This window comes from Immundisolibacter sp. (assembly GCF_050250495.1).
Taxonomy (GTDB): domain Bacteria; phylum Pseudomonadota; class Gammaproteobacteria; order Immundisolibacterales; family Immundisolibacteraceae; genus Immundisolibacter.
On the sequence record NZ_JBFWOM010000024.1, the window covers coordinates 1 to 25,727 of the forward strand.

At 69.7% G+C, this 25,727-nt stretch carries 28 protein-coding genes; 14 read left to right on the plus strand and 14 right to left on the minus strand.

The features are described 5' to 3' along the window. Positions 1 to 231 precede the first annotated feature (231 nt). Positions 232 to 1,056 carry an SDR family oxidoreductase gene (locus AB7F93_RS12580; RefSeq protein ID WP_428303259.1) on the plus strand — a complete coding sequence of 275 codons (825 nt, stop codon included), beginning with the start codon at positions 232 to 234 and terminating at the stop codon, positions 1,054 to 1,056. A gap of 167 nt (positions 1,057 to 1,223) precedes the next feature. Here the strand turns inward: AB7F93_RS12580 and AB7F93_RS12585 are convergent, their stop codons facing one another. Both AB7F93_RS12585 and AB7F93_RS12590 read right to left on the minus strand, forming a co-directional pair. After that, positions 1,224 to 2,831: a GMC family oxidoreductase gene (locus AB7F93_RS12585; RefSeq protein WP_428303260.1), complete on the minus strand. Its 1,608-nt coding sequence runs from the start codon at positions 2,829 to 2,831 to the stop codon at positions 1,224 to 1,226. A gap of 32 nt (positions 2,832 to 2,863) precedes the next feature. Further along, positions 2,864 to 3,652 (minus strand): M48 family metallopeptidase, encoded by a 789-nt coding sequence (locus tag AB7F93_RS12590; protein WP_428303261.1) that lies wholly within the window; start codon positions 3,650 to 3,652, stop codon positions 2,864 to 2,866. A 119-nt stretch (positions 3,653 to 3,771) separates the two neighbouring features. Between AB7F93_RS12590 and AB7F93_RS12595 the strand changes: the two genes are divergently transcribed. From AB7F93_RS12595 to AB7F93_RS12645, 11 genes are all read left to right on the plus strand, one after another. After that, a complete protein-coding gene (locus tag AB7F93_RS12595) occupies positions 3,772 to 4,176 on the plus strand; it encodes a hypothetical protein (protein WP_428303262.1) in 405 nt (134 codons plus the stop codon). Between the two features lie 26 nt (positions 4,177 to 4,202). Beyond that, a complete protein-coding gene (locus tag AB7F93_RS12600; protein ID WP_428303263.1) occupies positions 4,203 to 4,742 on the plus strand; it encodes a glycine zipper 2TM domain-containing protein in 540 nt (179 codons plus the stop codon). Between the two features lie 29 nt (positions 4,743 to 4,771). Beyond that, a complete protein-coding gene (locus AB7F93_RS12605) occupies positions 4,772 to 5,320 on the plus strand; it encodes a PepSY domain-containing protein (protein ID WP_428303264.1) in 549 nt (182 codons plus the stop codon). A 15-nt stretch (positions 5,321 to 5,335) separates the two neighbouring features. Next, positions 5,336 to 6,013 carry a winged helix-turn-helix domain-containing protein gene (locus AB7F93_RS12610; protein WP_428303265.1) on the plus strand — a complete coding sequence of 226 codons (678 nt, stop codon included), beginning with the start codon at positions 5,336 to 5,338 and terminating at the stop codon, positions 6,011 to 6,013. Beyond that, entirely contained in the window at positions 6,014 to 7,354 is a 1,341-nt protein-coding gene (locus AB7F93_RS12615; RefSeq protein WP_428303266.1) for an ATP-binding protein, read from the plus strand. A 90-nt stretch (positions 7,355 to 7,444) separates the two neighbouring features. Then, a complete protein-coding gene (locus AB7F93_RS12620) occupies positions 7,445 to 8,635 on the plus strand; it encodes an aromatic ring-hydroxylating oxygenase subunit alpha (protein WP_428303267.1) in 1,191 nt (396 codons plus the stop codon). A 12-nt stretch (positions 8,636 to 8,647) separates the two neighbouring features. Beyond that, a complete protein-coding gene (locus tag AB7F93_RS12625) occupies positions 8,648 to 9,031 on the plus strand; it encodes a hypothetical protein (RefSeq protein ID WP_428303268.1) in 384 nt (127 codons plus the stop codon). Position 9,032: 1 nt separating this feature from the next. After that, positions 9,033 to 9,530 (plus strand): nuclear transport factor 2 family protein, encoded by a 498-nt coding sequence (locus tag AB7F93_RS12630; RefSeq protein ID WP_428303269.1) that lies wholly within the window; start codon positions 9,033 to 9,035, stop codon positions 9,528 to 9,530. Between the two features lie 20 nt (positions 9,531 to 9,550). Beyond that, positions 9,551 to 10,615, plus strand: a complete 1,065-nt coding sequence (locus AB7F93_RS12635) for an LLM class flavin-dependent oxidoreductase (protein WP_428303270.1) — start codon at positions 9,551 to 9,553, stop codon at positions 10,613 to 10,615. Between the two features lie 10 nt (positions 10,616 to 10,625). Continuing rightward, the gene (locus AB7F93_RS12640; protein WP_428303271.1) at positions 10,626 to 12,074 is read left to right on the plus strand and encodes an amidase family protein; all 1,449 of its coding nucleotides are present in this window, start codon (positions 10,626 to 10,628) and stop codon (positions 12,072 to 12,074) included. A gap of 11 nt (positions 12,075 to 12,085) precedes the next feature. Continuing rightward, entirely contained in the window at positions 12,086 to 12,640 is a 555-nt protein-coding gene (locus tag AB7F93_RS12645; RefSeq protein ID WP_428303272.1) for a cysteine hydrolase family protein, read from the plus strand. A 10-nt stretch (positions 12,641 to 12,650) separates the two neighbouring features. Here AB7F93_RS12645 and AB7F93_RS12650 read toward each other — a convergent pair whose 3' ends face one another. The 3 genes from AB7F93_RS12650 to AB7F93_RS12660 are packed head-to-tail and all read right to left on the minus strand — an operon-like array spanning position 12,651 to position 15,567. Then, positions 12,651 to 13,553 (minus strand): hypothetical protein, encoded by a 903-nt coding sequence (locus AB7F93_RS12650; protein WP_428303273.1) that lies wholly within the window; start codon positions 13,551 to 13,553, stop codon positions 12,651 to 12,653. Continuing rightward, the gene (locus AB7F93_RS12655) at positions 13,550 to 13,867 is read right to left on the minus strand and encodes a c-type cytochrome (RefSeq protein ID WP_428303274.1); all 318 of its coding nucleotides are present in this window, start codon (positions 13,865 to 13,867) and stop codon (positions 13,550 to 13,552) included. The genes AB7F93_RS12650 and AB7F93_RS12655 overlap by 4 nt, the downstream gene beginning before the upstream one ends. Then, positions 13,867 to 15,567, minus strand: a complete 1,701-nt coding sequence (locus AB7F93_RS12660) for a PQQ-dependent dehydrogenase, methanol/ethanol family (protein ID WP_428303275.1) — start codon at positions 15,565 to 15,567, stop codon at positions 13,867 to 13,869. The genes AB7F93_RS12655 and AB7F93_RS12660 overlap by 1 nt, the downstream gene beginning before the upstream one ends. A gap of 155 nt (positions 15,568 to 15,722) precedes the next feature. Here AB7F93_RS12660 and AB7F93_RS12665 point away from each other — a divergent pair, with 155 nt between their 5' ends. Both AB7F93_RS12665 and AB7F93_RS12670 read left to right on the plus strand, forming a co-directional pair. Continuing rightward, a complete protein-coding gene (locus tag AB7F93_RS12665; protein ID WP_428303276.1) occupies positions 15,723 to 16,961 on the plus strand; it encodes an ATP-binding protein in 1,239 nt (412 codons plus the stop codon). Position 16,962: 1 nt separating this feature from the next. Then, entirely contained in the window at positions 16,963 to 17,517 is a 555-nt protein-coding gene (locus AB7F93_RS12670) for a response regulator transcription factor (RefSeq protein WP_428303277.1), read from the plus strand. Positions 17,518 to 17,598: 81 nt separating this feature from the next. On the opposite strand, the gene dmpE is transcribed toward AB7F93_RS12670, so the two are convergent. The 9 genes from dmpE to asd all read right to left on the minus strand — a co-directional run bounded on the left by dmpE (position 17,599) and on the right by asd (position 25,656). Then, positions 17,599 to 18,387 carry a 2-oxopent-4-enoate hydratase gene (dmpE, locus tag AB7F93_RS12675; RefSeq protein WP_428303278.1) on the minus strand — a complete coding sequence of 263 codons (789 nt, stop codon included), beginning with the start codon at positions 18,385 to 18,387 and terminating at the stop codon, positions 17,599 to 17,601. A gap of 11 nt (positions 18,388 to 18,398) precedes the next feature. Beyond that, positions 18,399 to 19,847 carry a 2-hydroxymuconic semialdehyde dehydrogenase gene (locus AB7F93_RS12680; RefSeq protein WP_428303279.1) on the minus strand — a complete coding sequence of 483 codons (1,449 nt, stop codon included), beginning with the start codon at positions 19,845 to 19,847 and terminating at the stop codon, positions 18,399 to 18,401. 144 nt (positions 19,848 to 19,991) lie between these two features. After that, positions 19,992 to 20,441, minus strand: a complete 450-nt coding sequence (locus AB7F93_RS12685) for a GlcG/HbpS family heme-binding protein (RefSeq protein ID WP_428303280.1) — start codon at positions 20,439 to 20,441, stop codon at positions 19,992 to 19,994. 7 nt (positions 20,442 to 20,448) lie between these two features. Continuing rightward, complete coding sequence (locus AB7F93_RS12690) at positions 20,449 to 21,372, minus strand: catechol 2,3-dioxygenase (RefSeq protein WP_428303281.1); 924 nt, start codon at positions 21,370 to 21,372, stop codon at positions 20,449 to 20,451. 149 nt (positions 21,373 to 21,521) lie between these two features. Further along, positions 21,522 to 21,914, minus strand: coding sequence for a hypothetical protein (locus AB7F93_RS12695; RefSeq protein ID WP_428303282.1), 393 nt, complete (start codon positions 21,912 to 21,914; stop codon positions 21,522 to 21,524). A 100-nt stretch (positions 21,915 to 22,014) separates the two neighbouring features. Further along, entirely contained in the window at positions 22,015 to 22,917 is a 903-nt protein-coding gene (locus AB7F93_RS12700; protein WP_428303283.1) for a bile acid:sodium symporter family protein, read from the minus strand. Between the two features lie 72 nt (positions 22,918 to 22,989). Beyond that, positions 22,990 to 23,514 (minus strand): VOC family protein, encoded by a 525-nt coding sequence (locus AB7F93_RS12705; RefSeq protein ID WP_428303284.1) that lies wholly within the window; start codon positions 23,512 to 23,514, stop codon positions 22,990 to 22,992. Between the two features lie 26 nt (positions 23,515 to 23,540). Further along, entirely contained in the window at positions 23,541 to 24,584 is a 1,044-nt protein-coding gene (locus AB7F93_RS12710) for an ABC transporter substrate-binding protein (RefSeq protein ID WP_428303285.1), read from the minus strand. Positions 24,585 to 24,771: 187 nt separating this feature from the next. Then, on the minus strand, positions 24,772 to 25,656 hold the full coding sequence (gene asd / locus AB7F93_RS12715; RefSeq protein ID WP_428303286.1) for an archaetidylserine decarboxylase: 885 nt from the start codon (positions 25,654 to 25,656) through the stop codon (positions 24,772 to 24,774). Between the last annotated feature and the right edge of the window lie 71 nt (positions 25,657 to 25,727).

Genomic DNA, 25,727 nt, shown 5'->3' on the forward strand with positions numbered 1-25,727 from the left:
CGCTGTCCGCTTCCTTCAGAAACCCGATGATCTGCTCTTCGCTATACCGCTTCTTCACGTCCGACCTCCTTCGGTCTCAGTCGGACTCTAAGCCTCCGCGCTACTCAATCAGGGGGTAACGTCGGCCTTGGGACAAGACAGGCTGTGCGATGCTTGGGCATCGGGGTTCGGCTACCGCCTCCATGCGCGGCCGGATGAGGTACCGAGAACTACTCAAGAGGAGGTAGGGGCATGACGGACATGCGCGGCCGGGTGTGCGTGGTCACCGGCGCCAATTCCGGCATCGGCAAGGCGACGGCGCAGGGCCTGGCAGCCGCCGGCGCCACCGTGCTCATGGTGTGCCGCGATCGTGCGCGGGGCACCGCGGCGCAGCAGGAGATCGTCGCGGCCACAGGCAACCGCGCGGTCGAGTTATGGCAAGCGGATCTCGCCTCGCTCTCTGAGGTGCGGCGCCTGGCCGCCGAACTCCTTGCCGCGCACCCGGTCATTCACGTGCTGGTCAACAACGCCGGCGTGATGCTGGAAACACGTCAGCTCTCGGCGGACGGTTTCGAGTTGCAGTTCGCCGTCAATCACCTCGCGCCGTTCCTGCTGACGCGCCTGCTGGAGCCGGCGCTCGCCGCGGGCGCGCCGTCGCGCGTCGTCAACGTCAGCTCGCGCGTGCACAGCATGGGCAAGATCGATTTCGACGACCTGCAAAGCGCGCGCAAGTACAGGATGTTTGCGTCTTACGGGCAGTCCAAGCTCGCCTGCGTGATGGCTACCTTCGATCTTGCCGAGCGTTGGCAGCCGCTGGATATCACGGTGAATTGCCTGCACCCGGGCGTGATCGATACCAACCTCGGCGGCATGCCGGGCTTCGTGAAAAAGCTGCTGCCGAAGGCCGACAAGGGCGCCCGCACCTCACTGCATCTGGCGATGGCGCCCGAGCTCGCGGACGTCACCGGCCATTACTTCAGCGGCTGCAAGGAAGCGAAACCCTCTGCCCGGGCCAACGACCGCGACGTGCGCCACCGCCTGTGGGCGGAAACCGAGCGCCTGACCGGCATCGCCTGAGAGGGTGTGAATTTTTCAAGCGCTCAGACCGGCCAGGGATGGCCGGACCCGCATCAAGCACGCCAGCTTGATGCGGGGGAGCACGGCCGGGCGTGTACCGGACGTGCGACGCAAGAAATGCACAGGACGTGCATTTCTTGACAATCCCTGAATCGCCAAGCGGGCGCTCAGGCCGCGGCGAGATCCTCCTCGACCAACTGCGCGCCGCGCCAGGCGAGCGCCATGGTCGCGGCATTGGTATGCGCCGACACCAGCGTCGGCATGATCGAGCAGTCGATCACCCGAAGGCCGCTCACGCCGTGCACACGCAGCCGCGCGTCGACCACCGCCAGCGGGTTGTGGCCCATCTTGCAGGTGCCGGCCGGGTGTGCCACCGGGCCGCCGAATGCACTGTGAAATGCCAGCGCATCGTCGTCGCTTTGCACCGCCGAGCCGGGACTGCTCTCGCCGACCAGCAGGTCCGCCAGCGGCGCCTGCGCGGCGAGGTTGCGGATGTAGCGCAGGATGCGCCCGCTCATGGCGCGGTCCTCGTCGGCGGTGAAGAACGCCGACTCGATGCGCGGCTGCACGGCCGGGTCGGCGCTTTGGATCATCACCGTGCCCTGGCTTTCCGGGCGCAGCTGGTAGCCGAAGATCTGGATGCCGTGCCCGGCCTCGAAGGCCATCGACATCTTGCCGGGCTTGAGCGAGAACGGCGCCATCACGAGCTCCGCGTCCGGACGCGTGAGCTCCGGGCGGGTGCGCACGAAGGCCACCACGTCGTGCGAGCCGGTGGCCATCAGGCCCCGGCGCGTGGCGAGGTACTGGAGCACGTTGGCGCCCAGGCGCCAGCCACCGAACTGGCGGTTCAGGCTGTTGGTCCCGCGCAGGCGGAACTGCACCATCATCATGCGGTGCTCGCGCAGGTTCTGGCCGACGCCCGGCAGGTCGTGGACCACGGAAATGCCGAGCGATCGCAGGTGCTCGGCCGGGCCAACGCCCGACAGTTGCAGCAACTGCGGTGATTGCAGCGTGCCGCCGGCAAGGATCACCTCGCGCGCGGCGCGGAATTCCTGCGGCTGTCCATCGAGCGTACCCGCCACGCCGACCGCGCGCGTGCCGTCGAACAGCACCCGCCCGGCGAGAAAACCAGTCACCACGCGCAGGTTCGGGCGGTGCATCACCGGGCGCAGAAAGGCCGCCGCGGCGTCCTCGCGCCGGCCGTTGCGGATGGTGAACTGCACGTAGCCGATGCCTTCCTGCTCGGGGCGGTTTAAGTCATCCCGCACCGGCAGGCCAAGACGCGCGCCGGCGGCGATGGCGGCATCGCACAGCGGGTGCGGATTCGGGTGGCAGCTCACGCGCAGCGGGCCGCCACTGCCGCGCACCGCGTCGGCGCCGAGTTCGTGGTCCTCCATGGCCTTGAAACACGGGCCGATGTCCGACCACGCCCAGCCAGGGTTGCCGGCAGCGGCCCAGTCGTCGAAGTCCTGCGCCTGGCCGCGCGTGTAGAACATGCCGTTCACGGTGCTGGAGCCGCCCAGCATGCGCCCGCGCGGCCAGGACTCCGGCTCGTTGCCGTTGCCGGGCTCGGGCTCGGTGTCGAAGCGGCGCACGTGGTGCTGGTCGAACAGCAGCTTGCCGAAACCCTTTGGCATGCGCACGATGAGGCTGTTGTCGTCCTTGCCGGCTTCCAGCAGCAGCACGCGGTGCTTGCCGCTCGCGCTCAGACGATTCGCCAGCACGCAGCCGGCGGAACCGGCGCCCACGATGATGATGTCGGCGTCCACGCGCACTCCTCCCTGATTGGTGTTCTTCGGTCAGCCGTTCACGGCGCCCGGCAGGCGGGCTTGCGGCCCTGCGCGCGCGCCTGCTCGTAAAGCTCCAGCGCCTGCGGCAGGCGATTTTTCAGCGCCTCGATGCGGCCCCCGGCCGACGGATGCGTGGACAGGAACGCCGGCGGCGCGCCGCTGTTGGCGCGCTCCATGTTCTGCCACAGGGCCACGCTCTGACGCGGGTCGAAACCCGCCCGCGCCATCAGGTCGAGGCCCAGCAGGTCGGACTCGCTCTCCTGCGCGCGCGAGAACGGCAGCAGCACGCCCACCTGCGCGCCGACGCCGAGCAAGCCCATCAACTGTTGCTTGGCGGGCGTGGTGGCGCCGCTGATGGCCTGCGCCGCCTGAAGCCCGGTCTCGACCACCGCCTGGTTCGACAGGCGCTCGCCCGAATGGCGCGCCAGTACGTGCGCCACCTCGTGGCCGATGACCGTGGCGAGCTGGTCCTGGTTGGTGGCCACGCGCAGCAGGCCGGTGTTGACGCCGATCTTGCCGCCCGGCAGCGCGAAGGCGTTGGCCGAGTCGTCCCGGAACAGCGTGACCTCCCAGGCCTGCTGCCCGCCAGGCAACGCGCCGGTCACCGCCTGCGCCACGCAGCGCACGTAGGCATTGGCCGCGGGGTTGCCCTCGCGCGCTTCCTTTTTCTGGATGTCGGCGTAGGCGGCGAGGCCCATCTGCGCCAGATCAGCGTCCGAAAACAACTGCAACTGGCTGCGCCCGAGGGGGGACGTGGTGCAGGCGGCGAGCGCGATCAACGGCAGCAGAAACAGGTGCTTGAGCATGGTGAAAAGGCTTCGTGCGAGAGGAGCGCGTGTTCAGCGTGTGTTCAGGCAGGCGCCTGCACAGTGGCGTCACGCCGCGGGGATGGTCCCCGCCGCGCATGGCCCTGGAGGAATCCGCCATGGCGACCGGAAGGGTACTGAAAAAACTGTTTGCGATGTCGGCGCTGGCCGGCGCGCTGTTGATCGCCGCGCCCGCCCAGGCGCGCGATCGCGACCACGGGCATGGCGACCGATACGGCCACCACGACCGCCACAGCGGCCACGGCTGGAATGGGCACCACCGCTACCGTCATCACGGTGGTCATCATGGTGGGCATCACGGCCATCATCGGGGTCATCACTGGGGCCACCACGGCCGGCACTACGGGCACGGCGGCGGCTGGGGGTACTACGCGCCGCGCCACTACGCGCCGCCGCGCTACTACCACGACTATCACTACTACGACCGCGGCTGGGGCCGCATGGGCTACCACGACGACGGCGCGCTGATCCACTTCCTGGTGGACTACGCGCGCCACGACTGAGCGGCAGCCCCTCGGAGAGCACAGCGATGAAATTGGCACACCTGGTTCTGCTTCTGCCGCTGGTAGCCGGCTGCGCCACGGACGCCGCCGCCGGCTACCGCGGCGATCGCGATCGCTATTACGTGGACGCGCGGGTGACGCACGTCGAGCCGCTGTATCACACCGTGCGCGTGGAGGAGCCGCGCCGCGAGTGCTGGGACGAGGACGTGTACGTCGAGCGGCCCGCTTACCGCTCGCATACCGGCACCATCCTGGGTGGCATCGTGGGCGGCGTGCTGGGGCACGAGCTGGGCGGCCACCATCATCACGGTATCGCCACCGCCGCCGGCACCGTGCTTGGCGCCTCGATCGGGCGCGACCTGAGCCGCCGCCGCTACGCCGACGACGGCTATTACAGCCGCCGCGAGCGGTGCGAAGTGCGGCCCACGTACACTACCGAGCAGCGCATCGACGGCTACCGGGTCACCTACGTCTATGCCGGCCGGGAGCACGAGACGATCACCGACTACGAGCCCGGCGACGTCATCCGCGTGCGCGTGGACGTGGACCCGCACGAGGACTATTGAGCGCCCGCCCGCCGGCGCAGGAGCCCACCATGAAACGCCCTCTCTCGCTGATCTGCCTGGCGCTCGGCCTGCTGCTGTTGCCGGTCGGGTCGCCGCTGGCCGACCGGGCCATGGGCGACTCGGACGACCGCCGGGGCGGCTATAACGACCAGGACCGCAGCCGCGGCGGTGACCGTCAGCGCTACGACCGCAGCGGCGAACGCCGCCCGCTCGGCACGCTGCCCGACGACCGTGGCTATCACGACCGTCGTTACGGCGGAGACAACAATCCGGGTCGTCATTACGGAAACGATCGCCGCTGGGGTGGCGACGACCACCGGGGCAAGCACTACGGCAGCGACCGGCACGACGGCCACCGCGACTACCGCTACGAGCGGGACCGCTACCGCGATCGCTACGACGGCAGCCGCTACGGGCACGACCGCGACGCCCACCGCGCCGCCGAGGCGGTGCGCCGCGGCGAGCACGGTCGGGTGTTGTCCTCGCAGCCGGACGACGATCGCGGCTACCGCGTGCGCGTGCTGACGCCGGACGGCTACGTGCGCGAGCGCTACGTCGATCCGCGCGACGACGACTGATCCCCACGACTGGCCATGCGCGCCCTGGTGGTAGAAGACGAGGCCGCGCTGCGCGGGCAGCTGATGGCGGGTCTCGGCGCAGCCGGCTTCGTGGTCGACAGCGCCGGCGACGGCATGGAGGCCGAGTATTACGGGCTCGAATACCCGTACGACGTGGCCGTCATCGACCTTGGCCTGCCGCGGCGCGACGGCATGGCAGTGATTCGCCGCCTGCGCGACCGCGGCTGCCGGTATCCGATCCTCATCCTCACCGCCCGCGACGCCTGGCAGGACAAGGTGGCCGGCCTCGACGCCGGCGCCGACGACTATCTGGTCAAACCCTTCGAGATGGCGGAGCTGATCGCCCGCCTGCGGGCGCTGATCCGCCGCACGGCGGGCTGGGCCGACTCCGTCATCGCCTGCCCGCCGCTGAAGCTAGACACGCGCGAGAAGCGCGCCTCGCTCGACGAGGTGGAGCTCGACCTCACCGCCTACGAGTACCAGGTGCTGGAGTACCTGATGCTGCACGCCGGCGAGGTGGTGTCCAAGACCGAGCTCACCGAGCACCTGTACCCGGACGATGCCAGCCGCGACAGCAACGTGCTCGAAGTGTTCATCCGCCGCCTGCGGCAGAAGATCGACCCTGACGAGCAGCTCAACCCCATCGAGACCCTGCGCGGGCGCGGCTACCGGCTGGCGCTGCGGCGCGCCTGAATGGGCTCCATCCGCCGCCGCCTGCTGCTGTCGTCGCTGCTGGTGCTGGCGGTGTTTCTGGGCGCGACCGCTGTGGCGCTCGACCGCGCCTACCGCGACAGCGCCGAAGGCGCCCTGCGCGCCCGCCTCAAGGCCGACATCTACGCCCTGCTGTCGGCGGCGGAACTGCGCCGCGGCCGGCTGGAACTGCCGGACGACCTGCCCGAGAGCCGGCTCGAAGTGCTGGGTTCCGGCCGCTATGCGGAGGCCAGCGCCGCCGACGGCAAGGTGCTGTGGCGTTCGCCCTCGGCGGCTGGACTCGACCTGCCGCTGGTGCGCGGTCTCACGCCAGGACGCGAATCGTGGACCCGCGTCGGCGTGGATGGCGAGATGTTGCTGGCTTACAGCCTGGGTGTCGGCTGGGAGGTGCAGGGCGGCTCGACGCAACAGTTCACGTTCTCGGTCGCCGCGCGCCTCGACGAACTCGAAGCCGAGATCGGCCAGTTCGAGACCACGCTCATGCTGTGGCTCGGCGGCGCCGCCGCGCTGCTGCTGCTGACGCAGATGCTGATCCTGCGCTGGGGCCTGGGTCCGCTGCGGCGGGTCGCCCAGGATCTGCGGGGCATCGAGCGCGGCGAGCGCGACGCGCTGACCGGCGCCTATCCCGACGAGCTGACGCCACTCACGGACGGCCTGAACGCGCTGCTGCGGCACGAGCGCGCGCAGTTGCTGCGCCAGCGCAACGCGCTTGCCGATCTCGCGCACAGCATCAAGACGCCGCTCGCGGTGCTGCGCAACGCCGCCACCGACGCCGCCCCCGACCAACAGCGCCAGTTGGCGGACGCCATCGACAGCATCGACGCCTCGCTGGCCTACCAGGCGCGGCGCGCGGCCGCCTCCGGTCGCAGTACGCTGTCAGTCGCCGTGCCGGTGGCGCAGGTCGCCCGGCGCATCATGGGCAGCCTCGACAAGGTCTACGCCGACAAGGGCGTGGCGGCGGAACTGGACGACCCCGACGCCGGCCTGTTCGCCGGTGACGAAGGCGACCTGTACGAGCTGCTCGGCTGCCTGCTCGACAACGCCTACAAGTGGTGCCAGCACCGCGTGTGGCTGGCGGTGCAGCCGGGTGATGGCGCACGCGGCCTGGTCCTGAGCGTGGACGACGACGGCCCGGGCGTGCCGCCGCCCCTGCGCGAGGCGGTGCTTGAGCGTGGCGCGCGCGCCGATCGGCGCGTGGCGGGTCAGGGCATCGGTCTTGCCGTGGTGCGCGACATCGCCGTCGCCTACGGCGGGCGTATCGAGATCGACGACTCGCCGCGCCTGGCGGGCGCGCGGGTGACGGTGCGCCTGCCGGGCGGCTGACACCGGCCGTGCGCAGGCGGCTTGCGGGCCGGCCAAAGCGCGCTAAAGTGCGGACGGGCGTCACCCAAGTCCACCGACGAGGAGGCCGGCATGAACAAACCCGCCACGTCCCGCTGGGCGCAGCAGTTCCCGCAGCTCGGCACGGACCCGGTGCCGGTCGAGGCGCTGCTGTCCGAGGACTATTTCCGGCGCGAGAAGGAAAAGCTCTTCAAGCGCACCTGGCTCAAGCTCGCGCGCGTCGAGGAACTGCCGACGCCGGGCTCATGGAAGCTGAAACCGCTGCCGATCTGGGACACGTCGATCATCCTCGTGCGCGGCGAGGACGGCGCGATCCGCGGCTTTCACAACACCTGCTCGCACCGCGGCAACCGCGTCATCTGGGCCCAGGACGGCCACGGCCGTGACCGGCGCTTTTTCTGCCACTTCCATGGCTGGACCTACAACCTGAACGGCGAACTGGTCCACGTGCCGCAGGAAGACGAGTTCTTCGACAGCTTCTGCAAAGCCGACAACGGCCTCGCCCCGGTGGCAGTGGACGTGTGGGAAGGCTTCATCTTCGCGCATCTCGACCCGCACCCGGCGCAGGGTCTGGCCGAGTATCTCGGCGAGGCGGCGGCGCGGCTGTCCGGCTTTCCGTACGGCGAGATGACCGCCGTCTACGCCTACCGCACGGTGCTCGACTGCAACTGGAAGATCGCCCAGGACGCGTTCTCCGAGGCCTACCACGTCACCACCATCCACGCGGGCTCGTTCCCGGAGGGCTTCTCGGCCAGGCTGTACGACGTGCAGCTGTTCGGCCCCCACCGCACCAGCGCCGTGTACATGGACGACAAGGGGCCGACGCCGAGCCCGGTGGCGGCGCTGGCGCACAGGCTCGGCACCACGTCCATTGCCAAGCGCGGCGAGCGCGTGGCGCTGCCGCCCAAGGTGAACCCGACCCGCAGCCCGAATTTCGCGTTTGAACTGTCGGTGCTGTTCCCGAACTTCCTGGTCCACATCATGGACGGGCTCTACTTCACGCATCAGTTCCACCCGCTTTCGGTGGACAAGACGCTGTGGGAGGGCATCCAGTATTTCCGCCCGCCGCAGAATGCCGGCGAGCGCTTCAGCCAGGAATACGGTCAGGTGCTGCAACGCAACGCCTGGCTCGAGGACACCGCCACCATGGAAGCCACGCACGCGGCGCTGAAGTCCGGCGCCAAGAAGGTGATGCACCTGCAGGATCAGGAAGTGCTGCTGCGCCACCATTACCAGGTGGTGGACGAGTACGTGCGCGGCTGAGGAGGACAGACCATGAGCACCACACTCCTGCCCGCCGCCTACCGCCACCTCGAACCGTGGGCGCAGCGCTGGGCGCTCGCAACGCAGAACGAGCGCGAGGCCGCCCGGCGCGCCAGCAGCGGAATCGATCTCAAGGTTTTCTACGACGCGCTGATCGGCGAGGTGGACGGCATCATCGGCCACCTCAACACGCTGGACCTCGAGAGCCTGCCGCCGCCCGAGCAGCGGCTGCTGTATCTGACGCTGTCACTGGCGGAGGTCGCCCCGCACATCGAGCTGTACCGTGGCGACCCGCGCGTGCCGTACAGCTTCGAGGAAGAGCGCTTCATCGCCGAGCACGGCGGCGCCGCGCACTACCTGGGTGATCTCTACGCCATCCCGAACCGGCCGGCCTGACGTGGGCGCCGATCACGACCTTGCCCGCCGTGTGGCGCGGCTGGAATCGCTGGAAGCCATCCGCGACCTCATCGCCACCTACGCGCGCGGCGCCGACCGCAACAACGACCCCGCCATCCTGGCGCCGCTGTTCGCGCCGGACGCCACCTGGGGCGCCAAGGGCTTCGGCCCGTTCCGCGGCCGCGCGGCGATCGCGGACGGGCTCGCCGTAACCGGGCGCACCGGCATCCTGTGGTCGCTGCACTACATGATCTCGCCGCTGATCGAACTCGCCGCCGACGGGCACAGCGCCACCGGCAGCTGGTACCTGTGGGAGCTCGCCACCCTGCCAGGCCCGACGGCCGACGCGCCGGAATCGGTGTGGGTCGGCGGCACCTACCAGGCCGATTTCCGGCAGCTCGACGGGCGCTGGTACTTCCAGAACGTGTGGCTCGACATTCGTCTTGCCACGCCGTTCGAGGAAGCCTGGGGCGGGCGGCCGCTTAGACGATTCGAGTGATTGCCAAACCGAGGTCACCCATGCCCGCACTGCGTTTTGGCGTGTACTGCGAGATGCAGTCCGCGCCCAACAAGGCCCACCCGGAGCTCACCTGGGAAGTGTTCCGCCTCATCGAACACGCCGACACGCTGGGCTACGACGTCTACAGCCTGATCGAGCACCACTTCTTCCCGACCTTCGGCATTTCCGCCAACCCGCTCGCGCTGTTCACGGCAGTGGCCCAGCGCACGCAGCAGATACGCCTGCGCACGCTGTGCCACACGCTGCCGCTGCACAACCCGCTGATCCTGGCCGGCGAGATCGCGCAGGCCGACATCCTCACCGGCGGTCGGCTCGAAGTCGGTGTCGGGCGCGGGCATGCGTGGCTGTACCCGCCGTCCGGCATTCCCTTCGCCGAGAGCCGCGGGCGCTACGAGGAGGCACTCGAACTGCTGCGTCTGGCCTGGTCGGGCGAGCGGTTTTCCTTCGACGGCCAGTTCACGAAGGTGCGCGACGTGCAGGTGGTGCCGCAGCCGCTGCAAAAACCCTACCCGCCCATCTACATGACCGGCACCAGCGGGCAGGCGTTTCGCATCGCCGCGCGCCACGGCTGGCGCATCTGCTCGGGCGGGCCGGCACCGATCGAGGTGTTCGCGGACGGTTTCAGCACCTACCGGCAGGCATGTACCGAGCACGGCACCACGCCGCACGTCGGCTACGTGCGGGCGGTATTCCTGGCGGACGACGAGGCCACCGCCCACCGCGAGGCGCGCGACGCGATCCTGAACTTCTACGCCTACAACGTGCGCCCGCACGACTCGCTGCTCGACCCCGCGCTGCAGGAGCCGATGAAGCAGGCCGGCTACGGCTTCTACGCCAGCGACGCCCTGCAAGGCATGAAGCGCCTGAGCTACGACGACATCATCGAGCAGGACATGGTGTATGTGGGCACGCCCGAGCAGGTGGTGCGGCGCCTCACCGACCTGCACGGCCGCTGGCAGTTCGACGAGTTCTCGATCGTATCCCACTACGGCGGCATCGCCCCGCACCAGGCGTATCGCAACCAGGAGCTGTTCGCCCGGCGCGTGATGCCGGCGTTCCGCTGAAGCCGGGCCCATGTGGCACACGCACAGCATCGCCGAGCTGGCGCGGGCGATGGCCGATGGCCGGCTCACGGCGGCCGGCCTCACGCAGCATTTCCTCGACCGCATCGCGGCGCTGAACCACGCGGGGCCGGCGCTGAACGCCGTGCGTGAACTCGACCCGCAGGCGCTCGCCATCGCCGCGCAGTTCGACGCCGAACGCGCGGCAGGCCGCGTGCGCGGCCCGTTGCACGGCCTGCCGGTGCTGCTGAAGGACAACATCGGCACCGGCGACGGCATGGCCTGCACGGCCGGTTCCCTCGCGCTGGCGACCTTGCGCCCGCGCCACGACGCGGGTCTCGTGCGCCGGCTGCGCGCCGCGGGCGCGGTGATCCTCGGCAAGTGCAACATGACCGAGTTTGCCGATTACCTGTCGGACGTGATGCCGTCCGAGTTCAGTTCGGCCGGCGGCGTGGTGCGCCATCCGCACGGCGGGCGCTACGACCGCGGCGGTGGCTCCAGCGTCGGCCCGGCCTGCGCGGTGGCGGCGGGCTTGTGCGTGGCGGCCATCGGCAGCGAGACGCAGAACTCCATCCAGACCCCGGCCAGCCAGTCCGGCGTGGTGGGCGTGAAGCCGACGGTGGGTCTGGTCAGCCGCGCGGGCGTGGTGCCGCTCGCCATCAGCCAGGACACCGCGGGGCCGCTCGCGCGCAGCGTGGCGGACGCGGCCGTGCTGCTGACCGCGCTCGCCGGCGTCGATCTCGACGACACGCTGACGCTCGCCGCGGGGCCGCAGGTCGACCCCGACTACACGCGCCATCTCGACCCGCACGCGCTACACGGCGCGCGCATCGGCGTGCCACGGCAGGTGTACTTCGGCCGCGCGGGTCACGAGGCGGCCGAGGCCGTCACCGAGCAGGCCATCGCCACGCTGCGCGCGGCGGGCGCCATCGTCGTCGACCCGGCCGACGTGCCGACCGCGCACGAGGTGGCGCGCCTGCGCTCCAGCGTGTTCGCGCGCGAGTTCAAGGCCGGGCTCGAAATGTTTCTCGCCGGGCAGGGCGAGGCAGCGCCAGTCCGCACACTCGCCGACATCATCGCCTTCAACGCAGCGCACGCCGGCGAGTGCCTGCCCTACGGCCAGGCGCTCGCCGAGTCCGCAGCGCGCACCGACGGCCTCGATGCCGCGGCGTATCACGCCGATCGGCGGCGCGACATCGCGCTCTCGCGCGAACTTGGCATCGACGCCGTGTGCCGGCGGTACGGGCTGGACGCGCTGCTCACGCCCGGCGGCGCCGCCGCCAGGCTGACCGGCAAGGCCGGCTACCCGGCCGTAACCGTGCCGGCCGGCTACACCGACGACGGCATGCCGGTCGGCGTGAGCTTCATCGGCCCGGCGTTCAGCGACGGGCGGCTGCTGGCGCTGGCGCACGCCTTCGAGTGCGCGCGCGGCGAGCTCGCCGCGCTGCCAGACGGGCTGTGACGGGCACCGCCATGCGCGCGCTGCTGATCATCGACATGCAGAACGACTTCGTGCTGCCCGGCGGGCCGGTGACGGTGGCGGGTGCGCTCGCCACGGTGCCGACCGTTCGCCGCCTGCTCGACGCGTTTCGCGCCGGGCGCCTGCCGGTGCTGCACATCACGCGCGCCTATCGCGCCGACGGCAGCGACGTGGAGCTGTTCAGACGTGAGCGCTTTCTGCGCGGGCCGCAATACCTGCTGCCGGGCTCGGTAGGGGCGCAGATCGTGCCGGAACTCGCGCCGCTGCCAGGCGAGCCGGTGCTGGTCAAGCCGCGCTTCAGCGCCTTCATGGGCACGGCGCTCGATCTCACGCTGCGGCGGCTCGGCGTGCAGGAACTGGTGATCGCCGGCACGCAATACCCGAACTGCATCCGCGCCACGGTGCTGGACGCGGTGTGCTTGGATTACGCCGTCACCGTAGTCACCGACGCCTGCTCGGCGCAGACCGACGCCGTGGCGCAGGCCAACATTGCGGACATGGCGGCCATTGGCGTGCGTTGCGTGTCGGCGGCCGAGTGTTTGGCCTGAATCGCGGCCGTTACTCGGGCTGTCCCAGCAGGCGCTGCGTGAGCGGCGGCAGCACCACCGGCTCCATCGGCTTTTGCAACGCATAACCCTGCTTCGCGAAGGCGGCTTCGAGGTCGCCGCTTTCCAGCAGGTCCGCAATCGCCCCGTCGAACAGCTCCACCAGTCCGCGCTGCACGTCGAGTGCCACAAAGCCCACGTTCACACGCAGCGCGTGCCGGTAGCCGCTGTCGCGCAGCGCGCCGTCCGGGTGCGCCGCGCGCCAGGCGTCGAACTGCGGGCCTTCCACCAGCGCCGCGTCGCCGTCGCCCCTGGCGAGCGCCGCCAGCACGCCGGCCTGCGCCATCGGCACGTGGATCACGTCGGCGCGCAGCACGCCGCCGCCGTGGGCCAGCAGCAGGTTGTCGGCGAGGCTGTTCTGCTCGGCGAGCAGCCGCCAACCCTTGACCTCGTCCAGACTCGCGACGGCCGTCTTTGCCGCCGACTTGCCGAGAATCAGCCGGTAGTCCACGGCCCGGTACGGCTTGGCGTGCATCAGCGTGCCGAGCTTCACGAAGCGGCGCTCACCGTCCGGCAGTTCCACCGGCCACGGCACGTCCGACGGCGCGCGCAGCGCGTCGCTCACCAGCGGAAAGCCGCCCGCGAGCTGGCACACGCCGGCCGACAGCAACCCGTTCACCTGCGCCGCCGGCGAGGCGTCGGCGTCGTCTTCCACCCGGTACCAGACGATGTCGAGCGGGCGGCCGAGCCAGTCCGCCACCAGGCGCGTGGCGATGAGGTCGATGCCCTCGTGCGTGTCGGACGACAGCGGCGGCGGGCCGCTCTCAAGACACACCTTGAGCCCTTGCCCCATGCCGAAGGCCGGCCCTGCCACTACAGCCGCTGCCAACGCCACACCGCGCAATAACAGCCTCATGGTTTCTGCGCCTGCTGCGTGGCGACCACGTAGGCGAACAGCGCGTCGATGTCCTCGTCGGTGAGGATGTCGTCGTGCGCCGGCATGGCGTTCTTGCCGTGCATCACTGACTCGTGAAAGCGCTGGACGTCACCAGGCGGAAACTGCCGCAGGTCGAACGAGCCCACGCCCGGGCTGCGCAGCTCCGGGCCGTGGCACTGCCGGCACATCTGCACGTAAAGCTGGCCGCCGAGCTCCACCCGCGCCGGGTCCGGTGCGGCCTGCGCCGCGAGCGTTGCAAGGCACAGCAGCGCCGTCATTGCGACAGGACGCATCAGTTCGCCCCCGCCGCCGGCAGGCGGAACACCGTAAGGCTGCCGCCGCGCGGCACCTTGGCCAGTTCCGGATGCGGCAGGTACAGCGCCAGCAGGCCGCCGATGCCGCTCATCACGGCCACGTGCTGCTGGCCGTCGAGTTCGTAGGTGATGGGCGGGCCGATGATGCCGGAGCCGGTCTTGTGGCTCCACAGCTTCTTGCCGTCACGCGCGTGGTGCGCCACAAGCTCGCCCGTCATGAGGCCGGTGAACACGAGATCGCCGGCAGTGCTGAGCGTGCCGCCGTTCGGTGGCGGGTCGTAGGGCACTTCCCACACGCGCTTGCCGCTGAGCGGGTCGATGGCGCGCAGATAGCCGAGCGGCGGGCCGCCCTCCGGCAGGCGGAACGAGAAATCGGCCGCCACGTACATCATGCCGCGCCGCCAGGAGGCGTTCATCAGCTTGTAGTTCATGGACAGCTCGAAGCCGTTCAGGTACACGAGACCGGTGCGCGGGTTGAACGACGCCGGCCCCCAGTTCTTGCCGCCGATGTTGGACGGCCAGATCACCTGCTCCTCGCCGGCCAGCACGGCGTGGGCCACGTCGGACAGGATCGGCCGGCCGGATTTCGGGTCGAGCCCGGTCGCCCAGTTCAGGTTGTCGATGAACTGGTTTGCCCGCAGCAGCTCGCCCGTGGCGCGGTCCAGCACGTAGAAAAAGCCGTTGCGGTTGGCGTTCAGGATCACCTGCCGCTGCCGGCCGTCGATGGCGAGATCGGCCTGGATCAGCTCGTTCACGCCGTCGTAGTCGAAGGTGTCGTTCGGCGTGTACTGGTAGTGCCAGACGAGTTCACCGGTTGTTGGGCGCAGCGCCACCACGCTGTCCGTGTACAGGTTGTCGCCGGGGCGCACGGTGGCGTTCCACGGACCGGGGTTGCCGATGCCCCAGTAGACGAGGTCAAGCTTCGGGTCGTACGAACCCGGCAGCCAGGTGGCGCCGCCGCCGTGCAGGTACGCGTCGCCCTGCCAGGTCTTGCCGGCGGGATCGTCCGGCCCGGCGGTGGTCCAGAAGCGCCATAGCTTCTTGCCGCTGGCGGCGTCGTAGCCGTCCAGAAAGCCGCGCACGCCCATGTCGCCGCCAGCCACGCCCACCACCACCACGCCGTTTGCCAGCAGCGGCGCGCCGGTCATGGTGTAGCCGTCCTGCCAGTCGGCGGCCTGCACGGTCCACAGTTCCTTGCCGGTCTTCATGTCGAGCGCCAGCACGCGGTTGTCGAGCGTCTGGCGGATGAGCTTGCCCTCGTACAGCACCATGCCGCGCGCCACCGGGCCGCAGCACACGGCGCGGAACATGCGCTTTTCGTAGGCGAGATCGTGCCGCCACAGCGGCTTGCCGGTGCGGGCGTCGAACGCGAACGTGCTCTTGTGGGTGATGGCGTACAGCACGCCGTCGTGCACCAGGGGCTGCGCCTCCTGGCCACGGTCGTCGTCGAGGTCGGCCGTCCAGACGGGGGCGAGCTTGCCGACGGTCCGGGTGTTGATCTGCGTGAGCGGGCTGAAGCGGTTCACGTTCAGGCCAAGACCGTACGTGACCACGTCTTGCGGCGTAGCGGCATCTGCCTCCAGGTCCGCCTGCGTCGGCCCGGCCGCGCGCGGGGCGCCGCAGGACAGCGACAGGATCATCGTCAAGGCCGCGACACCCCAATTCGGCAACACGCGCATGGGTCTCCTCCCTAAGTTTCTTGTCTACAGGACCGCGTCGCTATTGTGGCACCGCGCGTCCGCCCGCCGAACAGTGCCCGCGACCATCCGCCGCAGGGGCTTGTGTCAGCGCGGCCGATAAAATCGCCGCCCCGACCACGCGACGCCTGCCCGTCATGGCCACTGTTTCCTCATCGAGCGCGCTGCTGCTGGTGCACCTGCGCAGCGTGGCGCTGGCCACGCAGGCGGCCGCCGTGCTGCTGGCGGCCGGTGTGCTCGGCATGCACCTGCCGCTGACTATCGACGGCCTGATTCTTGGGGCGCTCGCCGGCATGAACGCGCTCGCCTGGTGGTACGCGCGGCGCGGCGACGAGCCCTCGGCGTGGGTATTGACGGCGCAACTGGCGGTCGACATCGGTGGCCTGACGGCGTTTCTGTACTTCAACGGCGGCTACGCCAACCCGTTCGCGTCGCTGTTCCTGCTGCCGCTTGCGGTCGCTGCCACGGTGCTGCCAACGCTGCACACGGCCGGCCTCACCGCGCTGGTGGTGGGCGGCTACACGTTCGTGATGTTTGCGTTTCGGCCGCTGCCGCATTACCACGGGCGCCTGGGGGACAGCTTCGACCTGCACCTGATCGGCATGTGGCTGAGCCTGGTGGTGGCGGCGGTGGTGATCGCAGCTTTTGTCGCGCGCCTCGCCGCGACGTTGCGCGCTCACGAGGCGCGTCTTGCGGAACTGCGCGAGGCGGCGCTGCGCAGCGAGCAGCTCGCCGCGCTCGGTGCGCTCGCCGCCGGCACTGCGCACGAGCTCGGCACGCCGCTGTCGACCATGGCGGTGCTGGTGGGGGAACTGCGTGCCGCGGCCGGCGCCGATCAGCGCGCCGATCTTGAGGTTCTGTCGGAGCAGATCGATCGTTGCAGGGACGTGCTGACGCGGAACCTCACCATCACCGGCCAGGGCCGCGCGGAAGGCGGCGGGCGCCTTGGCCTGCAAACGTGGATCGAAACGCTGGCCGCCCACTGGCAGCAAACCCGCCCGCAGGCGCGGCTACACCTGACCTGCACCGGGCCGGGCGAGCCGCCCGCCGTGGTGGCCGACGAGACGCTGCGCCAGGCCCTGTGCAGCCTGCTCGACAACGCCGCCGACGCCAGTGCGAGCGTGGACTTGTCGCTGCGCTGGGACACGCAAAGCGTGCAACTCGACATCGCCGACCGCGGCGCCGGTATCCCGCGCGAGATCGCCCCGCGTCTTGGCCAGCCTTACGTCACCGGCAAGCCGGGCGGGCTGGGTCTTGGCGTGTACCTGGCGCGGGCGGTAATCGAGCGGCTCGGCGGCACGCTCGACATCACCTCGCGTCAGGGCGGCGGCACGCTTGCGCAGGTTGTCCTGCCGCTGGCCGCGCTCGCCGCCTGACATGGTCACCTGCGACAGCGCCCCGGCCGATCTGCTGCTGGTGGACGACGACCCGGCCTTCGGCCGCGTACTGGCGACGGCGCTTGGCCGACGCGGCTTTCGCGTCACGCTCGCCGCCAGCGTGGCTGAAGCACGCACGCTGCTGCCCACGCTCGCCGTGACCCACGCCGTGCTGGATCTGCGCCTGCCGGACGGCAGCGGGCTTGACCTCATCCCGCTGCTGCGCGAGCGCGACCCGCACACGCGCGTGGTGATGCTGAGCGGCTACGCCAGCATCCCGACCGCCATCGACGCCATCAAGCTCGGCGCCACGTACTACCTCGCCAAACCGGTGGATGCCGACGCCGTGGTACGCGCGTTCGACAGCGGCAATAACGCCCCACCGGCCCCGGCGCCCGCGCCGGCCGAGCCGCCCTCCGTGCGACGCGTGGAGTGGGAACACATCCAGCGCGTGCTGAAGGACTGCGACGGCAACATATCGGCCGCCGCGCGGGCGCTGCGCATGCACCGGCGCACCCTGCAACGCAAACTCGGCAAACGCAGCGGCAGCCTGTAGGGCCCCGGCGGCAGCGAGCACGGAAGCGCCCCCGAGTTCAGGCCGCCCCGTTGCGGTGGCGGCCCCGGACGTGGGTTCAGGTCAGGCGAAGCACACCGACGCGCTGCCCATGCCGCCGATGGTGACGCGCATGTGATCGCCGGCCTTGGCGCCGACCATGGTGGCGAGCGAACCGGACAGGATGACCTCGCCGGCCTTGAGCGGAATGCCGCGCCGGCCGAGCGTGTTGGCGAGCCAGGCGACGGCGTTGAGCGGGTGGCCCAGCGTGGCGGCACCGGCGCCGAGGCCCACGATCTCGCCGTTCTTCTCCAGGATCATGCCGCAGGTCTTCAGATCCACCTTGCGCGGGTCGACCGCCTGGTCGCCCAGCAGGAACAGGCCCGCGGAGGCGTTGTCGGCCACGGTGTCCTGGATGCCGATCTTCCAGTCGCGGATGCGCGAGTCGCAGATCTCGAAGCACGGCATCACGCACTCGGTGGCGGCCAGCACGGCGGCGTTGGTGATGCCGGGGCCGAGCAGGTCGCGCTTCAGGATGAACGCGATCTCGCCCTCCATGCGCGGCTGGATGAGGTTGCCCTCGATCGGCACCACGTCGCCGTCGTTGTAGGCCATGCTGGACATCAGGTGCCCGAAGTCCGGCTGGTCCACCTTGAGCATGGTCTGCACCGCCTTGCTGGTGGCGCCGATCTTCTTGCCGATGATGGTCTCGCCGTCGCGCTCCATGCGCCGGCGAATCAGGCCGAGCTGAATCTGGTACGCGTCCTCGATGCTGATGTCGGGCTCGCGCGCCAGCAGCGGGTCCACCACCTTGGCGCCGCGCAGCGCCTGGTAAAGCTCCTCGCTGTAGCCGTCGATCTTGGCCTTGTCCATGTGCTCGTTCCTTACAGCTTGATGCAGATGTTCTTGAGTTCCGAGTAGAACTCCAGCGAGTGCACGCCGCCCTCGCGGCCGATGCCGGAGAACTTCATGCCGCCGAAGGCCGAGCGCAGATCCCGCAGGAACCAGGTGTTCACCCACACGATGCCGGCTTCCAGCCGCCCCGCCACGCGGTGCGCACGGGCGAGGTTGGTGCTCCACACGGTGGCGGACAGGCCGTACTTGGTGTCGTTGGCGAGCTCGACCACCTCGTCCTCGCTGTCGAACGGCGTCACCGACACCACCGGGCCGAAGATTTCCTGCCGCTGCGCCTTGCAGTCGCGGCCAAGGCCGACGATCACGGTCGGCTCCAGGAAGGCGCCGTCCTTCAAGTGCTCCGGCAGGCCTTCCGGCCGCTTGCCGCCGGTCAGGAACGTGGCGCCATCCTCCAGCGCGGAATCGAGGAAGGTCTGCACGCGCGCCAGGTGCTCCTTCGAGATCAGCGCGCCGAGCGTGGTGGCGGGGTCGGTCGGGTCGCCGATCTTCACCGTGGTGCGGATGCGCTCCACCAGCTTGTCCAGGAACGCCTGGTACAGCGGGCGCTCCACGTAGATGCGCGAGCCGCACAGGCACACCTCGCCCTGGTTGGCGAAGGACGAGCGCATCGTCGTCTCGACGCAGGCGTCCAGATCCGCGTCCGCAAAGATGATGTTCGGGTTCTTGCCGCCGAGCTCGAACGACAGCTTCTTCAGGTTGGCCGCCGCCGCGCGCATGATGATCTGGCCCGTCGTGGTCTCGCCGGTGAAGGTCACACCGTCCACGTCCGGGTGCTCGGTGAGCGCCGCGCCTGCCGAATCGGCGCCAAAGCCGTGCACCACGTTCAGCACGCCCGGCGGCAGGATGTCCTTGGCCACGTCCGCCAGCAGCGCGGTGGTGGCCGGCGTTTCCTCGGACGGCTTGATGATGACCGTGTTGCCGCAGGCCAGCGCCGGGGCGACTTTCCAGGTGGTCAGCAGGAGCGGGAAGTTCCACGGCGAGATGATGCCGACCACGCCCAGCGGCCGGCGCAGCGCGTAGTTGAGCGCGCCTTCCATCTCCCAGCACTCGGTCGCCACGTACTTGAAGTGCTCGGCGAACTGCACGAAGTTGGCGCTGCCGCGCGGGATGTTGACGTGGCGGGCGAGTGAAATGCCCATGCCGTTGTCGGCCACCTCGGCCTGCGCGAATTCTTCCGCGCGCGCCTGGATGCCTGCGGCCAGCTTCATCAGCAGATCCATGCGCTCGGCCATCGGCATGGTGCCCCACGGGCCCTTGAGCGCCGCGCGCGCGGCGGCGACGGCGAGGTCGACCTCGGCCTTGCCGCCCTCGTGCACCTTGGCGATGACCTTGCCGGTGGCGGGGTTGATGTCGTCGAAGGTGCGGCCGCTGGCGGAGGCCACGAATTCGCCGTTGATGAAGTGCTTGATTTCTTTCATGGTCGAACGCTTGCAGGAAGTGTCGGGGCAGGCCGGCTGCGGGGAAGGCCGGGTTGGGCGACCGCCCGGGCGGCGGTCCTGATCGGAAAACAGCGCTGACGGCCGACACGCTGGCCGCCAGCGTTCACATCGTGAAAGCGCGCGTCAGCTGTTGCCGGGTTCGGCAGACAGACCCGCCGCCGCGATGCCGGCGCGGGCGCAGATTTCGTCCTCTTCCTCGCTGCCGCCGGACACGCCAACACCGGCGATGCACTCGCCGTTCACGTACACCGGCACGCCGCCGCCGAACACCACCATGCGCGGCACCGATGCGATGCCGGCCAGCAGACCGGGTGAGTTCATGCCCTCCAGCACCGGCCACCACTGCTTGGTGGGCAGGCCGAAGCCGGCCGAGGTGGTGGCCTTGTCCTGCGCGATGCCGGTGGAGTGAAACGGCGCGCCCGGGTCGCGCGCAAAGGCGAGCTGGTTGCCGCCGCGGTCGATCACCGCCACCGCGACGCGGATGCCGAGTTCCTGGCCCTTGGCGAGTGCGCCGCGCACGGCGGCGAGCGCCGCCTCCCAGTGCAGGGTGGTCTGCTGGACGGTCTTGGTCATGGTCGCCTCAGGTGTTGGCGGTGACGAAGCTTTCGACCATCTTGTGGCCGTAATAGAAGATGCCCTTGGGCGTCTCCTCGTGCGTCCAGGTGATGACCGGGTGGTCCGGGTAGCGGATGTAGCCGCCGTGGAAGGTCTCGTTGCGGTTGCCCGACGGGTCGAAGAAGTAGATGGTCAGGCCGCGCGTCAGGCCATGCCGGCCGGGGCCGTACTCCACCGGGATGTAGTTCTTGGACATGATGTCCGCGGCGTGGCGGATCTCGTCCCAGGACTCCAGATAAAAGCTCACGTGGTGCAGGCGGCCCTTCGAGTCTTCATGAATGAAGGCAACGTCGTGCGCCTTGTCCGAGCAGGACAGAAAGGCGCCGACCATGCTGCCGTCCGGCGCCAGGATGCGCTCGCTCAAGTCAAAGTCGAGCACTTCCTGAAACAGCTTGGCGGTCTCGGGGATGCCGTCGCCGTTCAGCAGGCAGTGGTCGAAGCGCGTCGGGTGCATGCCCTTCAGGCCATCCGGCCACACGTCCGGGTTCACGTCCGGCAGGCCGTTGCCGACGCGCTGCTTTTCCGCGTACAGCTCGATCAGGTGCCCCGATGGCGTCTCGAAGCGCACGCGCTCGCCGGTGCCCTTGAGTTCGCCGGCCGGGATGCGCTCGATGCTCACGCCATAGTCAGTGAGGCGCTTGGCGTAATGCTCCAGCGTCGCCTTGTCGCGCACCTTGAAGCCGTAGAAGTCCATGCCGGGGCGGTCCGACTCGCGCAGCACGATGCTGAACAGGTCGTGCTCGTCCCAGGCCTTCAGGTACACCCGGCCTTCCGCGTCGCGGCCGGTCTCGATCAGACCGATCATTTCCTTGTAGTGGTGCAGCGCGGGCCCGAGTTCCATCACGCGCAGCTGCACGTGACCGGGGCGAAGAATTCCAGTCAGGGCCATGGGGGAGTCCTCCTGAGACAGGGCTTGAAACGACAAGCTGCACGATCAGCGGCGATCAAGCCGCCCGCCCGCGCAGCATGGGCGGGCAACTTTAAATCTTTTTCACAGGCTTGGACAGCGCGCCTGGCCGGCCACAGCCAGCACCGAAATCAACGCAACTGGATGCGCCCGCCGCCCGGCCGGCCGCCACCGAGACCGCCCATGCCGCCGGCCTCCGGCACCACGATGGACGAGGCCTGCTCGCGGCGCATTTCCTGAAGCTCCCGGGCGGTTTCTTCCAGCGCCTGCTGGGCGGCCGCAGGAAACTTGTCGAGTGCGTCCCGCAGCGTGGCGGCCTCGATCTCGAACGTGAGCGGCAGCGCGCCCATGGGCGTGATGATCTGCGTCTGGCCGACGAACAGCACCGGCCGGGCGGCGTCCGGGGCGCCGTCCGCGGTCACCGGCTGCAGGCGGCGGATGCTGCCGATGCGGCGGTCGGTGAAGGTCTCCTCGGTGTAGAGGTCGTTCGTTTCCAGCTTGAACTCGGGCATTTGGCTCGACATGGCAGCACCTTGCGGATGGCAGGCCAGCGTCGGTCACCGGCCCCAAAGCGCGCATTCTAGTCGCCGCGACCGGTGCGGCCTAAAAACGCCCTGCAGCGCGTCAGGCGCGGGCTTGCACCGCCTGCGCCGCGGGAGCCGGCTCGCGGCCCAGGATGCCTGGCGCCAGGCGAATCGTCAGCAGCCAAACGATGGCCATCAAGGTCATGGTGAAACCGTAGATGCTCGGCACGAGGCCCGCATCCGGCCGGTTCAGGAACTGCGGCGCGGTGGCCAGCGTGGCGGCCATGATCACGTTCTGGATGCCGACCTCGATGGGGATGGTGATGACCTGCCGCGGCGTGAGCCGGGCAAGCCGCGCCAGCACCAGCCCGGCGGCCATTACCAGAAAGTTGTAGAGCAGCACCGCCGGCCCGGCGGTGGCCATCAGGTGCACGAACTCGCCGCGCCCGCGCACCAGAATCGCCACCACGATCAGCACCAGAAACAGCAGTGAGAGCAGCCGCATCGGCCGGTCCATGCGGCCGGCGAACGTGGGCGCGAGGCGCCGCACCAGCATCCCGGCCGACACCGGCAGCACGGTCAGGATGGCGATGTGCACCATGGTCGGCCCGAGCGGCAGGCGGATGTCGGCGCTCTGCCCGATCAGGTGCTCCACCGACAAGTTCAGCAGCACCGGCACCCACACCACGGCCACGGCGGCGGACAGCGCCGTCAGCGTCACGGCGAGCGCCACGTCACCGCGCGCCTGGTGCGTCCACAGGTTCGACACGGCCCCACCCGGACAGGCGGCGACCACGATCAACCCCAGCGCGAACGCCGCCGGCATCGGAAACAGGCCGATCATCGCCAGCGCCACCAGCGGCAGGATGAACATGTGCCCGAGCAGGCCGACCAGCACCGGTTTCGGCATCCGCGCGAGGCGCGTGAAGTCGGCCGCCGTCAGCTCCATGCCGAGGCCGAACATGATGAACACCAGCGCGCCCTGGAACAGCATCTCGCGCATTCCGCCCTCCTCGTGCGGCCGCGGCGTTGCCGGGAGCGGCCCGCCGCAGTCGTCGCGTTACTCAGCCGTGGGTCAGGTAGACGCCCCCGGATGCCCGGTCGCCGCCACGCCCCGCGCCTTGCGCGGCGGCCAACCGACGATCTCCATCAGGTTGCCGTCCGGGTCCATCAGGTACAGGCGCAAGTACGTGGTGCCGTCCGGCAGCACGAGCGGCTCGGGCTCGAATGGCACGTTGTAGCCGGCCCGGCGCAGCGCGGCGGTGTCGTCGCACAGCGCCTTCACCTTGTCGTAGGCGAGACGAAACGAGTAATGAAACACACCCCGCTCGCGGGCCACGGTCTGCGGGTCGCGCGGCTCGGGGCGCTCGAACAGCGTCACCTCGATGCCGCCGCACTCCAGCCGGCACGGGTGCTTGGTGCGCGCGTTGCCGAAGTGGATGAACAGCGGGTCCGGCGGCAGCTTGAAGCCCGGCGGAAAGCTCGCCGTGCGGGTGTCGACGATTTCCTTGAAACCGAGCATCTCGGTGTAGAACTTCTTGGCCCGCGCCATGTCATTGACGGCGACCGACGTGTGGTTGATGGATTCGAGTTCGATCATGTGAGCGCTCCGGTGAAAGGCATCCGTCAGGCGGCCCAGGCCAGGTTCTCGCGCCGGTAGGCTTCCTTCAGAAAGCGGTCGTCGACCCAGCCTTCGAGCCGCACGTCCGGCGACAGATACCCGTGCTGGACCATGAAGCGCATCTGCAAGCGCAGCAGGTCCTGGATGGAGGCGCTCAGCGACGGCCACAGCCGCTGCTCGAAGCCCGGCTCGTAGGACGTCACGATGTCCTGCGGGGCCACGCCGAGCTCGGCCGCCATCACGTCCGGCACCTGCGCCGGGTGCCTGGCGGCCCAGTCGGCGGCGCGGATCAGCACCTGCAGGTAGCGCACGATGGCGTCCGGGTTCTCGCGCGCCGTGTTGCCGCTCACCGAAATGACGCGCGGGTTGGCGTTGAGCTTCCATTCCTCGCGGTCGGTGACCAGCAGGTCGTACACCTTGCGGATGCGGCCGGCGTAGCAGCGCTCGAGGTACTTGGTCTCGGCGTTCTTGGCGAACACCGCATCGGCCTTGCCGGCCAGCAGCGCCTCCACCTCCGGCGCGTAGATGGCCGGCACCACGCGCGCGTCGCCCTTGCCCAGATCCTGGTTGGCAATGCCGAGTGGGTCGTCGTGGATGTCGACCAGCGTGAGCTCGACGTCGCCCGCGCTCATGCCGTGCGCCTCCAGCGCGTGGCTGAACGCCTTGTGCGCGTTCACGCGCATGAAGTCGATCTCGAGCCCCGGCCGCACCGGAATGCCCAGGCGCCGGCCGCGCAGATCGGCAAAGCTGCGCGCCGCATCGTCCGCCCGCACGTAGAACGACAGGCACTCCGGCACCCAGGTCAGCGCCACCAGCACCGTGTCGGCGCCGTTCTGGCGCGCCCACAGCGGCGGTATGGCGCCACCTTCGCGGATGGAATCGGCGAGCGCGTGCGTGGAGTGCGTGGCCGCCTGCGCGCGCCCCAGCTCGCCAAGACAGCGCGCCTCGTAGGGCGAATCGGCAAACACCGCCCCGAACATGCCCCGCTGGTGGGCAATGCCGGACGCCGTCGCCACCGTACAGCGGGTGTACCAGATGGGCTTCGACATGGTTCTCCTCCGGTGTCCGCGCCGCGCGTGGCGGGGCGGATCGATTGTTTGCCCGCAAGCGCAGAGCAGTGGGTCACGCCACGCGCGACCTCACGCGAACGAGCATAGCCCAAGGTTTGGGGCCTGGCGTGCGAAGGCAAGCAGTGGCTGCGTTACCTCTGCGGCGGTGAACGACTCCAGAACTGGATCATTCCGTAAGCGGCGGCCACGCCCCCAGCGCCTGCCCGCAGCGCAGCACTCCGCCCTCGTGGCGGTTGCCATCCCAGGCAAATCCGCCGGGTGGCAGAAGCAGGATCACCGTCGAGCCCATCGCGAAGTGCCCAAGTTCGGCGCCGCGGGCCAGCTGCACGCTGCCCTCGCCGCTGGCCGGATACGTCTTGCGCCACAGGCCGGCGCGCTGCCCATGCGGGTTGATCTCGCCCGCCCACACGGTGCTGATGCTGGACACCAGCAGCGCGCCCACCAGCACCACCGCAAGCGGGCCGTGGGCGGTATCGAACACGCATACCAGGCGCTCGTTTCGGGCGAAGAGGCGATCGATGCCGCGCGCGGTCGCGCCCTGCACGGAAAACAACCGGCCCGGCACGTGCGTCATGCTGCGCAGCGTGCCGGCGAGTGGCATGTGCACGCGGTGGTAGTCGCGCGGCGCGAGGTACACGGTAGCGAAGGCGCCGTCGGTGAATTCGTCCGCCAGCGCAAAGTCCCCGCCCAGCAGTTCAGCCGTGGTGAAGGTGCGGCCCTTGGCCTGCACCAGCGTGTCGCCGGCGATGGCGCCGAACGCACTCAGCGTGCCGTCGGCGGGGCTCACGAGCGCGTGCTCGTCGCCCTCGGTCGGCCGCGCACCGTCGCGCAACGCGCGGGTGAAAAAGCTCACAAAGTCGGGATACGCGCGCGGGTCCGGCTCGGCGGCGTCCGAAAGATCAATGCGATAGGCGCGAATCAGCCCGTCGATCAGCGCCTGCTTGAGCCACGGCCGGCGCGAGCGGGCAAGGTGGTACACGACGCGCGAGGCGGTGTGCTGCGGCAACAGCCACGATGGGAGGCAGGCGAGCTGATCGGTAAGCCAGGACATGCGGAGTACCCAAGCGGAAGGACGCGCCATTGTGCGGGGTTGCCGAGCGCCTATCGATAGACGCGGCCGCA

Bases quoted from the DNA above. Each gene is read 5' to 3' on its own strand.
- AB7F93_RS12580 (WP_428303259.1), top strand. From the start codon at position 232: ATGACGGACATGCGCGGCCGGGTGTGCGTGGTCACCGGCGCCAATTCC.
- AB7F93_RS12590 (WP_428303261.1), bottom strand. From the start codon at position 3,652: ATGCTCAAGCACCTGTTTCTGCTGCCGTTGATCGCGCTCGCCGCCTGC.
- AB7F93_RS12595 (WP_428303262.1), top strand. From the start codon at position 3,772: ATGGCGACCGGAAGGGTACTGAAAAAACTGTTTGCGATGTCGGCGCTG.
- AB7F93_RS12600 (WP_428303263.1), top strand. From the start codon at position 4,203: ATGAAATTGGCACACCTGGTTCTGCTTCTGCCGCTGGTAGCCGGCTGC.
- AB7F93_RS12605 (WP_428303264.1), top strand. From the start codon at position 4,772: ATGAAACGCCCTCTCTCGCTGATCTGCCTGGCGCTCGGCCTGCTGCTG.
- AB7F93_RS12610 (WP_428303265.1), top strand. From the start codon at position 5,336: ATGCGCGCCCTGGTGGTAGAAGACGAGGCCGCGCTGCGCGGGCAGCTG.
- AB7F93_RS12615 (WP_428303266.1), top strand. From the start codon at position 6,014: ATGGGCTCCATCCGCCGCCGCCTGCTGCTGTCGTCGCTGCTGGTGCTG.
- AB7F93_RS12620 (WP_428303267.1), top strand. From the start codon at position 7,445: ATGAACAAACCCGCCACGTCCCGCTGGGCGCAGCAGTTCCCGCAGCTC.
- AB7F93_RS12625 (WP_428303268.1), top strand. From the start codon at position 8,648: ATGAGCACCACACTCCTGCCCGCCGCCTACCGCCACCTCGAACCGTGG.
- AB7F93_RS12635 (WP_428303270.1), top strand. From the start codon at position 9,551: ATGCCCGCACTGCGTTTTGGCGTGTACTGCGAGATGCAGTCCGCGCCC.
- AB7F93_RS12640 (WP_428303271.1), top strand. From the start codon at position 10,626: ATGTGGCACACGCACAGCATCGCCGAGCTGGCGCGGGCGATGGCCGAT.
- AB7F93_RS12645 (WP_428303272.1), top strand. From the start codon at position 12,086: ATGCGCGCGCTGCTGATCATCGACATGCAGAACGACTTCGTGCTGCCC.
- AB7F93_RS12650 (WP_428303273.1), bottom strand. From the start codon at position 13,553: ATGAGGCTGTTATTGCGCGGTGTGGCGTTGGCAGCGGCTGTAGTGGCA.
- AB7F93_RS12655 (WP_428303274.1), bottom strand. From the start codon at position 13,867: ATGCGTCCTGTCGCAATGACGGCGCTGCTGTGCCTTGCAACGCTCGCG.
- AB7F93_RS12660 (WP_428303275.1), bottom strand. From the start codon at position 15,567: ATGCGCGTGTTGCCGAATTGGGGTGTCGCGGCCTTGACGATGATCCTG.
- AB7F93_RS12665 (WP_428303276.1), top strand. From the start codon at position 15,723: ATGGCCACTGTTTCCTCATCGAGCGCGCTGCTGCTGGTGCACCTGCGC.
- AB7F93_RS12670 (WP_428303277.1), top strand. From the start codon at position 16,963: ATGGTCACCTGCGACAGCGCCCCGGCCGATCTGCTGCTGGTGGACGAC.
- dmpE (WP_428303278.1), bottom strand. From the start codon at position 18,387: ATGGACAAGGCCAAGATCGACGGCTACAGCGAGGAGCTTTACCAGGCG.
- AB7F93_RS12680 (WP_428303279.1), bottom strand. From the start codon at position 19,847: ATGAAAGAAATCAAGCACTTCATCAACGGCGAATTCGTGGCCTCCGCC.
- AB7F93_RS12685 (WP_428303280.1), bottom strand. From the start codon at position 20,441: ATGACCAAGACCGTCCAGCAGACCACCCTGCACTGGGAGGCGGCGCTC.
- AB7F93_RS12690 (WP_428303281.1), bottom strand. From the start codon at position 21,372: ATGGCCCTGACTGGAATTCTTCGCCCCGGTCACGTGCAGCTGCGCGTG.
- AB7F93_RS12695 (WP_428303282.1), bottom strand. From the start codon at position 21,914: ATGTCGAGCCAAATGCCCGAGTTCAAGCTGGAAACGAACGACCTCTAC.
- AB7F93_RS12700 (WP_428303283.1), bottom strand. From the start codon at position 22,917: ATGCGCGAGATGCTGTTCCAGGGCGCGCTGGTGTTCATCATGTTCGGC.
- AB7F93_RS12705 (WP_428303284.1), bottom strand. From the start codon at position 23,514: ATGATCGAACTCGAATCCATCAACCACACGTCGGTCGCCGTCAATGAC.
- AB7F93_RS12710 (WP_428303285.1), bottom strand. From the start codon at position 24,584: ATGTCGAAGCCCATCTGGTACACCCGCTGTACGGTGGCGACGGCGTCC.
- asd (WP_428303286.1), bottom strand. From the start codon at position 25,656: ATGTCCTGGCTTACCGATCAGCTCGCCTGCCTCCCATCGTGGCTGTTG.